Below are 11,550 nucleotides of genomic sequence, written 5' to 3'. Positions count from 1 at the left end.
GAGTCCTTCCGTCGGGCATTCACGCGCCGGTCGGCGTGCGGACACCCGGTGTCCAGACTCATGACAGCACCTCGGGGTGGGAGGTGTCTCGAGATCGGATCAGTTCGGCCCGGTGGGACGTTCGGCCAGTTTCTGGAGTGCGCGGTACACACCGATCACGATGAGCACGAACAGCACGATGCCCAGGATCTGCGCGCCGTTGTCCCAGCCGTCGCCGACCACCGCCAGCACGCTGTCGTCGCCGGTGGAGGCGACGATGGCGGCGAACACGACACCCCACAGAGCCTCACCGACGATCAGGCCGGTCGCCAGCAGTACGCCGAGGCGCTTCTTGTCCTCGACGTCGCCGCCGCTGCGTTCGGCCCACTTGTTGTACGCGGCACCGATGAAGGCGCCGAGCGGGATCATCAGCGTGACCGCCATCGGCAGGTAGATGCCCATGCCGACGGCCAGCGGAGGCAGCCGGAACTTCTTCACGGTGAGGCCGAGGACCTCGTCGATCAGGATGATCCCGACGCCGATCGCCACCCCGATCCACAGCATCTTCCAGTTGAGGTCACCGCCGAACACACCCTGTGCGAGTGAGGAGATCAGGCTGGCCTGCGGTGCCGGCAGTGCGTCCTTGCCCGCGCCCGGTGCCCCCTGGAAGCCGAACGCGGTGTTCATCACGCCCAGGATCGGCGGGATGATCGCGGAGCCGAACAGCACGCCGATGATCAGCGCCACCTGCTGCTTCCAGGGTGTGGCGCCGACGAGTTGACCGGTCTTGAGGTCCTGCAGGTTGTCGTTGGAGATGGTGGCGACGCCGAAGACGATGGCGGTGGCGAACAGTGTGTAGGCGATCAGCGCCGCCGACTGCTGGCTGTCGTAACTGCCGAAGACCGCCTTGATGAGCAGCGCGGCCAGGATCACCGCGAGGATGCCCACACCCGAGATGGGGCTGTTGGACGAGCCGATCAGGCCGGCCATGTAGCCGCACACGGCGGCCACCACCAGCCCGATGACGAACACGAACACCAGCGTGGCGGCGATGATGCCGCCGGAATGTCCGGCGATCGCCGTGTCGTGCACGAAGTCCCAGAGCAGCAGGCCGATCGGTACGAGCATCACCACGATGGTGGTGCCGACGATCGGGAACGGGATGTCGCGCTCGGTGATATCGACGGTGACGCCGCCCTTGCGCGCGCGGGCCGACGCGATGGAATCGGCGATACCGCGGGCGATCGGGAGGACGAGCTTGATCAGTGTCCACACCGCGGCCACGGCGATCACGCCGGCTCCGACGAACCGCACGTCGTCGGTGAAGACCTTGTCGACGACGTCGGCGACGGCGGTGCCGGGAGTGACCTGACCCGACGATTGGATGGGCAGGATGATGAAGTAGCCGATCACCAGGCCCACCAGCATCGCGATACCCACGGTCACACCCACCAGGTGACCGATGCCGATGAGCGACAGTTGCAGCCCGGCACTGACGAGTGTGCCGCCGGAGGCGAATTTGAACGCCACCTCGGGACCGGTGTTGATGAGCTTGAGGTTGCCCAGGATGGCGAGGAACGCCGAGGTGACACCGCCGATGACGATCGCGCGCAGCCCGGCCTTGTTGCTCTCGACGCCCTCGCGGGTCTCGCCGACCTTGAGGACCTCTGCGGCCGCCACACCCTCGGGGTAGGGCAGATCCGATCCGGTGACCAGTGCCCGCCGCAACGGGATCGAGTACATCACGCCGAGGATGCCGCCCACGGCACAGACCGCGACGGTGATCCAGTAGGGGAATCCGGTCCACCAGCCGACCATGATCAGGCCGGGCAGCACGAAGATGATCGCCGAGAGTGTGCCGGCCGCCGAGGCGATCGTCTGCACGATGTTGTTCTCGACGATGGAGTGGTTGCGGAAGTTGCGGAGGATGGCCATCGAGATGACGGCCGCGGGGATCGCGGTGGCGAAGGTCAAACCGACCTTGAGCCCGAGATACACGTTCGCGGCGGTGAACACCAGGGTGATCAGTCCGCCGAGGATGGCCCCGCGCAGCGTGAGTTCGCGGAGACTGGTGTCACCTGCCGGCGCGGTGAGGGTCACGGGCATTCCTCTCGTCGGACGGTGCCGGACGTGCGCCATCGATGGGAATTGTGTTCAACACTCTAGGGTCGGCGACGCATTGATGCGCGGCGATCGGGGCGAGTCGTGTGTGTCGCACCGGTGTGGCGGGCCGCACCGGGGATTTCGCAAGTGAATTCACCGACGTTGCGGGTCGATGTCAACTCCGCGTGGTACGGCTTGAACAGGGGGGCAAACCCATAAGCGATCACACCCCGTGAGAGGACGTGCGATGTACTACAGCAGTGGAAACTACGAGGCATTTGCCCGACCCCGGAAGCCGCAGGGGGTGGACGACAAGACGGCCTGGTTTGTGGGCGCGGGTCTGGCCTCGCTGTCCGGTGCGGCGTTCCTGATCCGCGACGGGCAGATGTCGGGTGACAAGATCACCGTCTTCGAACGCCTCAAGTTGCCCGGCGGTGCGCTCGACGGCATCAAGGAACCCGAGAAGGGATTCGTCATCCGCGGTGGCCGTGAGATGGAAAACCACTTCGAATGCCTGTGGGATCTGTTCCGGTCCATCCCGTCGATCGAGATCGAGGGCGCCAGCGTGCTCGACGAATTCTATTGGCTCAACAAGGACGACCCGAACTACTCCTTGCAGCGCGCCACCGTCAACCGCGGCGAGGACGCACACACCGACGGCAAGTTCACGCTGAGCGACAAGGCGCAGAAGGAGGTTCTCAAACTCTTCCTCGCCAGCCGCGAAGAGATGGAGAACGTGCGGATCGACGAGGTGTTCTCCGAGGAATTCCTCAAGAGCAACTTCTGGATGTACTGGCGCACCATGTTCGCCTTCGAGGAATGGCATTCGGCGCTGGAGATGAAGCTCTACATCCACCGTTTCATCCACCACATCGGCGGGCTGCCCGACTTCTCCGCGCTCAAGTTCACCAAGTACAACCAGTACGAATCGCTGGTGCTGCCGCTCTACACCTGGCTGCTCGACCAGGGCGTGACGTTCCACTTCGACACCGAGGTGACCGACGTCGACTTCGACATCTCGGCAGATCGCAAGCAGGCCACCGCCGTTCATTGGAATGCCGGCTCCAAGAGCACCGCGGGAGAGCCCGGTTCCACCGGTGTCACCGAGTTGGGCGCCGACGACCTGGTGTTCATGACGATCGGATCGTTGACCGAGAACTCCAACAACGGCGACCACCACACGCCGGCGGAACTCGACGAGGGGCCGGCACCGGCGTGGGACCTGTGGCGCCGGATCGCGGCACAGGATCCGTCCTTCGGCCGGCCGGAGGTGTTCTGCGGCGACATCCCCAAGACCAAGTGGGAATCGTGCACGGTCACCACGCTGGACAAGCGCATCCCCGAGTACATCCAGAAGATCACCAAGCGGGATCCGTTCAGCGGCCGGGTGGTGACGGGCGGGATCGTCACCGCCACCGACTCGAACTGGCTGATGAGCTGGACGGTCAACCGGCAGCCGCACTTCAAGCAGCAGCCCAAGGACCAGATCGTCGTGTGGGTGTACGGCCTGTTCGTGGACAAGCCCGGCGATTACGTGAAGAAGACGATGAGCGAGTGCACCGGTGAGGAGATCGTGCAGGAGTGGCTCTATCACCTCGGCGTCCCCGATGCCGACATCCCCGAACTCGCGGCGAGCGGCGCGAAGGCGGTTCCGGTGATGATGCCGTACGTGACGTCGTTCTTCATGCCGCGCCAGGCCGGCGACCGGCCCGACGTGGTGCCCGAGGGAGCGGTGAACTTCGCCTTCATCGGGCAGTTCGCCGAGACCAGCCGAGATTGCATCTTCACCACCGAGTACTCCGTGCGCACCCCGATGGAGGCGGTCTACACCCTGCTCGGCATCGAGCGTGGTGTGCCCGAGGTGTTCAACTCCACCTACGACATCCGCAGCATGGTGGCCGCATCGAGCCGGTTGCGTGACGGCAAGATGGTGGATCTGCCCGGGCCGAAGGTGGTGCGGAACAAGATCTTCGGGAAGCTCGAATCCAACCAGGTGGGTGAACTGCTCGCCGAGTACGAGCTGATCCCGACCGCGGGTACCACCCGCAAGATCCGTAACGACGCGATCGATCTGAACGGCACCATCGGCGACCGCGCCCCGGTGACCAAGGACTGACAGGTGGTCGGCGGTCGTATCATTGCCTCGTGGCCAGAACGATCGCGACCGCCGACCCCGTCGATCTCGACGCGCTGCTGGACTTCGTCCGGCCGCGCCATCACCTGCTGTTACTCACGTACAGACGCAACGGAAAACCGCAGATCTCGCCGGTCACCGGAGGCGTCGACGACGACGGTCGCATCGTCATCGCCACCTACCCGGGACGGGCGAAAACCCTGAACGCGCAGCGGGATCCGGACGTGAGCGTCTGCGTGGTCTCCGACGAGTGGAACGGGCCGTGGGTGCAGATCGACGGCACCGCCGAGATCCTGCACATGCCCGACGCCGAAGACGGCCTCGTCGACTATTTCCGATCGATCTCGGGCGAACACCCCGACTGGGATGAGTACCGCGCGGCGATGCGGGTCCAGGGCAAATCGCTGATCCGCATCACGCCGACCTCGTGGGGACCGGTGGCCACCGGCGGTTTTCCCGCCGGCATCGCCGCACGACTCGACGCAGGGGAGTAGCGAGCCGAGCATGCGGTGAGGCGATCAGCGCGCCCCCGTGCACTCGCCGATGGCCTGATCCAGGATGTCGATGCCCAGGCGCAGTTCGTCGTCGGTCGCGGTGAGCGGCGGGGCGATCCGGAACGTGCCGCCCATGCCCGGCAGTTGCACGACGTTCATGTGCAACCCGAGCTCGAAGCAACGCCGGGTGACCGCCGCGCCGAGCCGATCGGCGGTGCCGGTGTCGTCGCCGTCGATCAACTCGAGTCCCTGCAGCAGGCCGCGTCCGCGGATGTCGCCCACCACCGGATGATTGTGTTGGATCTCGGTGAGTCCATCGCGGAGCAGTTTGCCTGCCGCCCTGGCGCGTTGGTCGAGATCGTCGCGCTCGAGCACGTCGAGCACCGTGTTGCCCACCGCGGCGACAAGCGGATCGGAGACGTGGGTGGTGAAGAACAGGAACCCGCGGTCGTGGGCGGCCTGTTCGATCTCGGCGGTGGTGATGGTGGCCGCCAGCGGTAGGCCGGCGCCGAGCGTCTTGGACAGGGTGATGATGTCGGGAACAACGTCGTCACGTTCGAATGCGTACCAGTCCCCGGTGCGGCACAGGCCGGTCTGCGCCTCGTCGACGATGAGCAGCATGTCGCGTTCGCGGCATTTGCGTTGCAGCGCAGCAAGATAGCCGGGCGGCGGCTCGATGACCCCGCCCGAGGACAAGATCGGTTCGACGATGCACGCGGCGAGCGACCCCACCGACTGGGCGTCGATCAGCCCGAAACCGAAGTCGAGTTGACGTTCCCAGTCGAGCGACCCGTCCGGACGGGTGAAGTCCGGGCGGAACGCGTCGGGGGTGGGTAGCGCGAAATTGCCCGCCGCCACCGGACCGTAGCCGCCCCGGCCGGCGCTGTAGGTGGCGGCGGCCGCCGCGTGGGTCATGCCGTGCCACGAGCGCGCGAACGACACGATCTCGTGTTTGCCGGTGACCAACTTCGCCATCCGGATCGCGGCCTCGTTCGATTCGGCCCCGGTGGTCAGCAGCAGCACCTTCTCCAGCGGATCGGGCAGCGAATCGGCGAGCCGGGAAGCCAAGTCGAGCACCGGTTCGCTGAGCATGCCGCTGAACAGGTGATCGAGGGTGGCGATCTGCCGGGAGACGGTGGCCACCACGTCGGGGTGTGAGTGACCGAGGATCGCCGACATCTGGCCCGAGGTGAAGTCCAGGACGCGTCGTCCATCGGCGGTGTAGACGAAGCTGCCCTCGGCGCGCGCGATGAGTTCCGGACTGAAGGTGCCGCCGTACCGGATGAGGTGGCGGGTGAGGTCGGTGTGCGGGAGGTGGGTCAATGTGCCACCGGGCGGCGGCCGAACTCGGTGACCAGTGCCGCGTTGAACACCGGGATGTCGTCGGGATTGCGGCTGGTGATCAGGGTGTTGGGTCCCTCGCGATCCACCACCACCTCTTGGTCGACCCAGGTGGCACCCGCATTGGTGAGGTCGGTGCGCAGGCTGGGCCACGAGGTGAGGGTGCGGCCGCGCACCACGTCGGCCTCGATGAGCGTCCAGGGTGCGTGGCAGATGGCCGCCACCGGCTTACCGGCGTCGAAGAACTGCGTGACCAACGCGACCGCCGACGGCTCGGTGCGCAGGAAATCCGGATTGGCCACACCACCGGGCAGCACCAGCGCATCGAAGGAATCCGCGCTCACCGCCTCGGCGGTGGCATCCACGTCGAAGGTGTCGGCCGCGTCGAGATGGTTGAATGCCTGCACCGTTCCCTCGGCGGTGGACACCAGTTTCGGTGTGCCACCGGTCTCGGTGACCGCACGCCACGGTTCGGTGAGTTCCACCTGTTCAATGCCCTCGGGCGCCACCAGGAAGGCGATCGTCAATCCGTTCAGTTCGTCGGCCATGGCGTTACTCCGTTCATGTCGGGATCGGGTTGGGGGTCTGTCTTCGACGGTACGCGTCGGTGCTCGGCCGGGCAGCGCGCTTGTAGCGTGGAATCCATGACGCGAACCTCGGATGTGGCGGTCATCGGTGCCGGGATCGTCGGGCTGTCGGCGGCCTATCAACTTGCCGAACAAGGACTCACTGTCACCGTTTACGAGACCGGGGTGCCCGGATTCGGACAGTCGGCAGGCCAATCGCGAATCTTCCGCCACGCGCACGACGACCCGCGGCTGGTGGAACTCGCGGTACGCGCCCGAGCGCACTGGCGACGGTGGGAGGACGAGCTCGGTGCACCGCTGGTCAGTGGCGATGGTGCGGTCTCGCTGGGCGCTGCGGCATCGGGCAGGTTGGCGGAGTTGCAACGCCATCCCGAGATCGGCGCACACACCGTCGACGCCCACGAATTGCGCACGCTGCTGCCCATTCTCGCCGACTTCGACGGTCCGGTGGTCTTCGATCCGGGTGGCGGATCGATTCATACTCGTACGGCCATCGAGCTGCTCGCCCGGGCGCTGGGCGATCGGATCGAGACCCAGCAGGTGATTTCGTTGCGCCGCAACGGTGACGGCGTGCAGGTGCGCTGCCCGACCCTGGTGGCCGAGCACGGTGCGGCCGTGGTCTGCGCCGGACGGGAGACCGCAGCGCTGGCCCGTGGCGTGGGTCTCGACATCCCGGTGACCCTCGGCGCGCATGTGCGGGTGTCGTTCGCGGTGCGCGGCGAGGTCGATCGGCTCCCGACCCTGCAGGACGGCAGCGGCGACTTCGGATTCACCGGTGTCTATGCCGCGGCCTACCCGGACCGTTCGGAATACGGACTGGGACTGTCGGATTCGGTGCCCGCGACCGGCATCGGCGGCATCGCGGACCCGGACGCACTGGCGCGTCTGGCGGAGGACACGTCGGACTACGTTGCGCGGGCCCTTCCCGGACTGGATCCGACGCCCACCGGCATCGTGCACTGCTGGGTGACGTCGCTGCCGTGGGGCGACGACGGCGTGGCCATCTGGCAGTCGGGGCCGGTGTTCTGTCTGGCCGGCCACAACCTGTTCAAGCACGCGCCGACGCTGGGGGAGATGCTGGCCATGTCGGTGGATGTCGGTGCCGTGCCGGCACCCTTCACCCCTGCGGACCTGCTGGGACGGTCGGCGGAATGAGCGAGGCGAATCCCGGCTAGAACGGTGGCGGGTTCGCGTCGTCCCATTCTTGCTGCGCGCGTTCGGCGATGGCGCGTCGTCGCGCATGCATGGTGTCGATGGTTCGTCGTGCCGGGTGGTCGGGTGGTTTGTCGCGGAGGCGGGGGAACAGGTCGAGTCCGGTGAAGGAGTTGCCGACGAACCAGTGTCCGGTGGGGGATTGGAAGATGCTGGTGTTCATGGCGAGCTGGTAGTCGCGCCACGATCCGAAGGTTTTGACGCGGTGATGGAAGCGGCAGACTGGTTTAATGTTGTGCCGCTTGGTTTTTCCGCCACGAGTCGGGTCCTTGTGGTCGAAGGGCACGGTGTGGTCGAGATCGGTTCGCCAGACGGGGTTGGTGCAGCCGGGAAACGAGCAGCACAGTTCGCCGGAGCGGATCAGGGCGTCGAGCTTGCGGCTGGGGGTGTACCGCAGTGCGGCGCGGGCGGATTGCGCATGGTCGGGGTGAAGGAGTTCGAACTCGGCGCCCGCCATGAGTTCACCTACGGTGGCGGCGTCGATCACGCCGTAACCGTCGAGGTAGCCCGGCTCATCGTCGTCTCCGTCGAGGGTGGACTGGTTGGCCACCACGTGGATGATCGCGCGCGGCGAGGCAGGTGTGTCGGGTGTGGGGGCCGCCGCTCCCGATTCGATGGCGGTGACGCATGCCGGGCAGCGGCAGGCGAGTGTGTCGTGGCCCTCGGCGAGCGCGATCAGCGCGTCGGCGCGGCGTTGGGTGCGTGTTCGCGGGTCCGCGTCGTGCACGGAGTCGGCCATCGCGGTCAGCCGGGCGTCGACGCGTACGCCGGAGGTGACCGGCAGAGTTCCCGACACGCGTGCCTGGCCGGTGGTGAACCGATCCGGACGGATTCGGATGTTGCGGTCGGACTCGACGAGTTCGCGCCGCCGTCGCGGTGCGGCATCGTCGATGCGCGTGACGATCGCATCGATCATCGCGGTGTAACGGGTGAGCGACATCTGATCGCGGGAGAACACGGCAAGGGCGATCTCGGTGTCGACGTCGCGAATGTGTTCCGGCGAGCACAATTCGGTACGTGCGACGGCGATGGTGAATCGACGCAGATCGATACGTCCGCAGGCCAGCGCGCCGGCGGTCTGGGGCAGGCGGTAGCGCAGCGCGTGGGCCGTCACGATGAGGTCACGTGCCTGTCGCGGAGGTACCGAGAGCACCGCGCCGATGTCGGCGATGGTGCGTTCGAGTCCGTCGGGCCCGAATTCGGCACGGGGGTTCTCCCCGGCGCGTCCGCGCGCCGCGTGCTCGGCGATGGCGGCGGCCGAGTCGGCCTGTCCGGTGGTGTGCCGGCCGACGTCATGTCCGTAATCCTCTTCGTGTTCCTCGTGGATGAGGCTGATTGCCTGCAGCATGCGGAACTGAGCGGTCGCGGTGGTGGCGGCGCAGTGGGCGATCACCTCGATCAGATCGGTTTTCGACAACTCCTCGTCATCACCGAGCTGCGCAGCGATCGGCAGCGCCCCGGCAGGGGTCGGGGCCGGCATGCCGACCGACGTCGGCGGCTCTCCTATGGACATGCTTCGAACATACATGCGACCACCGACAATTCTGTTCGCGCAGATCAGGCCGCGAGAACGCGCCGTGCGAGGCCGGTCGGATCTCGCACGCGCGATACTCGACGGGTGAGCGCATCCGGCGAGTCGCCCAGGCACCGGAAGGTTGCCGTTGTCGGCACCCTCAACCTCGACCTCGTGCTGCGGGTCTCACGGCGTCCCGCCGTCGGTGAGACGGTGTTGGGCCGTTCACTCATGCAGCGGCCAGGTGGCAAGGGGGCCAATCAGGCGCTCGCTGCTGCTGCTGAGACGAGCACCTCCCTCATCGGCGCCACAGGCACCGATGCGGCGGGTGATCTGATGATCGAGGCCCTTGAGAAGGGTGGCGTCGATGTGACGCACGTACGGCGGGTCGCGGGAACCAGCGGTCACGCCGTGATCGAGGTGGACGACGACGGGGACAACAGCATCGTGGTGATCACCGGCGCCAATGCGGAACTCGGTGCACACGACGTGGTGTCCGCCCTGGATGCGACGCGCCCCGACGTGGTGGTGACCCAACTGGAGTCGCCGATGGAGGCCATCGCCGCGGCGGCCGGGTGGGCCGATGACCGCGGCCGGCGATTCGTCCTGAACCCCAGTCCGGCGGCACCCGTCGATCCGCGGATTCTCGCGGCGGCCGATCCGCTGATCGTCAACCATCTGGAGGCCGCCTACTACGCTGACGCGCCGGCTTCTGCCGACGTCACCGCCACAGACATCACAGACACGGCCCGACAACTGCTCTCGCAAAGCCGTTCGGTGATCATCACCCGCGGCGGCGAGCCCACCATCGTCGCCACCGCAGCCGGCATCGACACGATCACGGTGCCGCGGATCCGCGTGGTCGACACCACCGGTGCCGGCGACGTCTTCGCCGGGACGTTGGCGGCTCGGCTGGCACGCGGAGCCGGACTGCTCGCCGCCGCCGGTGCGGCCGTCACAGCGGCATCGGCGCACGTGGGCCGCGAGCGGACGGTCGGCGGTTGCGATCACGTAGATGGCCGATCACGTAGATTGCACTGAGTGAATCGGGGAGCGGTCGATCGGGGAACGGTGAAGCAGGACATGGCGTCGGCGGGATCGTCGCGGTGGGCCCGGGTGCGCACCGCCGCCCGCATCCTCGGCGGTCATCAGGTGGCCGCCGATCGGGAGACCCCGTTCACGGTGATCTGCGACGAGCCGCACCGGACGCTGCGCCGCTACGGCACCGACGCGCAGGTGGCTGCCGCGGCACAGCGCCCCCCGGTCCTGCTGATACCGCCGCTGGCCGTGCCCGCCCGCTGCTACGACCTCGGTCCCGGGCAATCGGTGACCGAACACCTGCTGGCGACCGGTCGGGTGCCCTACGTCGTCGACTTCGGCGACGTCGGCCGCGCCGAACGCCACATGGGGTTCGCCGACTACTTCGACCACATCGTGCCCGAGGCGATCACCCGAACCATCGACGATCACTTCGCCGGAGGCGGCGGACAGATCGACCTCGCCGCGTGGAGCCTCGGCGGCACCCTCACGTTCCTCACGGTGGCCGCCCACCCGGACCTACCGGTGCGGTCGATCACCGCGGTGGGCACCCCGCTGGACTACGACGCGGTGGTGCCCTACCCGCTCGTGAAACGACTCATGCGTCCGGTCGGCGGTGTTCCCATCACCGCCGCGCTCCGCACCATGGGAGGTATTCCGGCCCCGCTGGTCCGGATCGCCTACCGTGCCACCGCATGGGACCGGGAGATTCGCAAACCGTCGTACATCATGCGCAACGCCGACAATGCCGACGCCCTGGCGCGCATGCAGGTGATCGACCGATTCCAGAACTCGATGCCCGGTTACGCGGGCAAGGTGTCGCTCGAGATGTGGCAGAACTTCGTCTACCGCGACGAACTCGCTTCGGGCGTAGTCGATTTCGATGGACGAATTGTCGACATCACCTCCATCACGCAACCGATACAGCTCTTCGGCAGTCATCGCGACGCCATCGCGAGCTGGCGCGCGGCCCACCACGGCGTCGAATTGTTCACTGCCGCATCGGCGGTCCACTTCGACACCGTCGAGACCAGTCATCTTGGCCTCATTGCCGGAGATGCCGCATTCGCGCAGACCTGGCCGCGCGTCGACGAGTTCCTCAGCGGACTCGATGCTCTCGGCGATGGCGACTTTCGCTCGTAGCCAAAG

9 protein-coding genes are annotated in these 11,550 nt (G+C 66.9%); 5 read left to right on the top strand and 4 right to left on the bottom strand.

What is annotated here, in order from left to right; all coding sequences use genetic code 11:
* Positions 1–99 precede the first annotated feature (99 nt).
* Positions 100–2,085 carry an OPT family oligopeptide transporter gene (locus ACWDTD_RS14190; protein ID WP_449747758.1) on the bottom strand — a complete coding sequence of 662 codons (1,986 nt, stop codon included), beginning with the start codon at positions 2,083–2,085 and terminating at the stop codon, positions 100–102.
* A gap of 244 nt (positions 2,086–2,329) precedes the next feature.
* On the opposite strand from ACWDTD_RS14190, the gene ACWDTD_RS14185 reads away from it, so the two are divergent.
* The gene (locus tag ACWDTD_RS14185) at positions 2,330–4,198 is read left to right on the top strand and encodes an oleate hydratase (protein WP_449747757.1); all 1,869 of its coding nucleotides are present in this window, start codon (positions 2,330–2,332) and stop codon (positions 4,196–4,198) included.
* Between the two features lie 29 nt (positions 4,199–4,227).
* Complete coding sequence (locus tag ACWDTD_RS14180; protein ID WP_449747756.1) at positions 4,228–4,710, top strand: PPOX class F420-dependent oxidoreductase; 483 nt, start codon at positions 4,228–4,230, stop codon at positions 4,708–4,710.
* Between the two features lie 24 nt (positions 4,711–4,734).
* On the opposite strand, the gene ACWDTD_RS14175 is transcribed toward ACWDTD_RS14180, so the two are convergent.
* Both ACWDTD_RS14175 and ACWDTD_RS14170 read right to left on the bottom strand, forming a co-directional pair.
* On the bottom strand, positions 4,735–6,033 hold the full coding sequence (locus tag ACWDTD_RS14175) for an aspartate aminotransferase family protein (protein WP_449747755.1): 1,299 nt from the start codon (positions 6,031–6,033) through the stop codon (positions 4,735–4,737).
* Complete coding sequence (locus ACWDTD_RS14170; protein WP_449747754.1) at positions 6,030–6,599, bottom strand: type 1 glutamine amidotransferase domain-containing protein; 570 nt, start codon at positions 6,597–6,599, stop codon at positions 6,030–6,032. The genes ACWDTD_RS14175 and ACWDTD_RS14170 overlap by 4 nt, the downstream gene beginning before the upstream one ends.
* Before the next feature lie 96 nt (positions 6,600–6,695).
* Between ACWDTD_RS14170 and ACWDTD_RS14165 the strand changes: the two genes are divergently transcribed.
* Positions 6,696–7,793, top strand: a complete 1,098-nt coding sequence (locus ACWDTD_RS14165; RefSeq protein ID WP_449747753.1) for an NAD(P)/FAD-dependent oxidoreductase — start codon at positions 6,696–6,698, stop codon at positions 7,791–7,793.
* Between the two features lie 16 nt (positions 7,794–7,809).
* On the opposite strand, the gene ACWDTD_RS14160 is transcribed toward ACWDTD_RS14165, so the two are convergent.
* On the bottom strand, positions 7,810–9,363 hold the full coding sequence (locus ACWDTD_RS14160) for a DUF222 domain-containing protein (protein WP_449747752.1): 1,554 nt from the start codon (positions 9,361–9,363) through the stop codon (positions 7,810–7,812).
* Positions 9,364–9,468: 105 nt separating this feature from the next.
* On the opposite strand from ACWDTD_RS14160, the gene ACWDTD_RS14155 reads away from it, so the two are divergent.
* On the top strand, positions 9,469–10,404 hold the full coding sequence (locus ACWDTD_RS14155) for a PfkB family carbohydrate kinase (RefSeq protein ID WP_449747751.1): 936 nt from the start codon (positions 9,469–9,471) through the stop codon (positions 10,402–10,404).
* 42 nt (positions 10,405–10,446) lie between these two features.
* A complete protein-coding gene (locus ACWDTD_RS14150) occupies positions 10,447–11,544 on the top strand; it encodes an alpha/beta hydrolase (protein WP_449747832.1) in 1,098 nt (365 codons plus the stop codon).
* Positions 11,545–11,550: the final 6 nt, after the last annotated feature.

It is taken from the genome of Gordonia sp. NPDC003425 (assembly GCF_053588635.1).
The sequence above is the reverse complement of the archived record's forward strand: the minus strand, read 5'-3'. Positions and strand labels throughout refer to the sequence as shown.

Excerpts from the sequence above, each read along its gene's own strand:
- ACWDTD_RS14190 (WP_449747758.1), bottom strand. The coding sequence starts at position 2,085 with ATGCCCGTGACCCTCACCGCGCCGGCAGGTGACACCAGTCTCCGCGAA.
- ACWDTD_RS14165 (WP_449747753.1), top strand. The coding sequence starts at position 6,696 with ATGACGCGAACCTCGGATGTGGCGGTCATCGGTGCCGGGATCGTCGGG.
- ACWDTD_RS14160 (WP_449747752.1), bottom strand. The coding sequence starts at position 9,363 with ATGTCCATAGGAGAGCCGCCGACGTCGGTCGGCATGCCGGCCCCGACC.
- ACWDTD_RS14150 (WP_449747832.1), top strand. The coding sequence starts at position 10,447 with ATGGCGTCGGCGGGATCGTCGCGGTGGGCCCGGGTGCGCACCGCCGCC.
- ACWDTD_RS14185 (WP_449747757.1), top strand. The coding sequence starts at position 2,330 with ATGTACTACAGCAGTGGAAACTACGAGGCATTTGCCCGACCCCGGAAG.
- ACWDTD_RS14170 (WP_449747754.1), bottom strand. The coding sequence starts at position 6,599 with ATGGCCGACGAACTGAACGGATTGACGATCGCCTTCCTGGTGGCGCCC.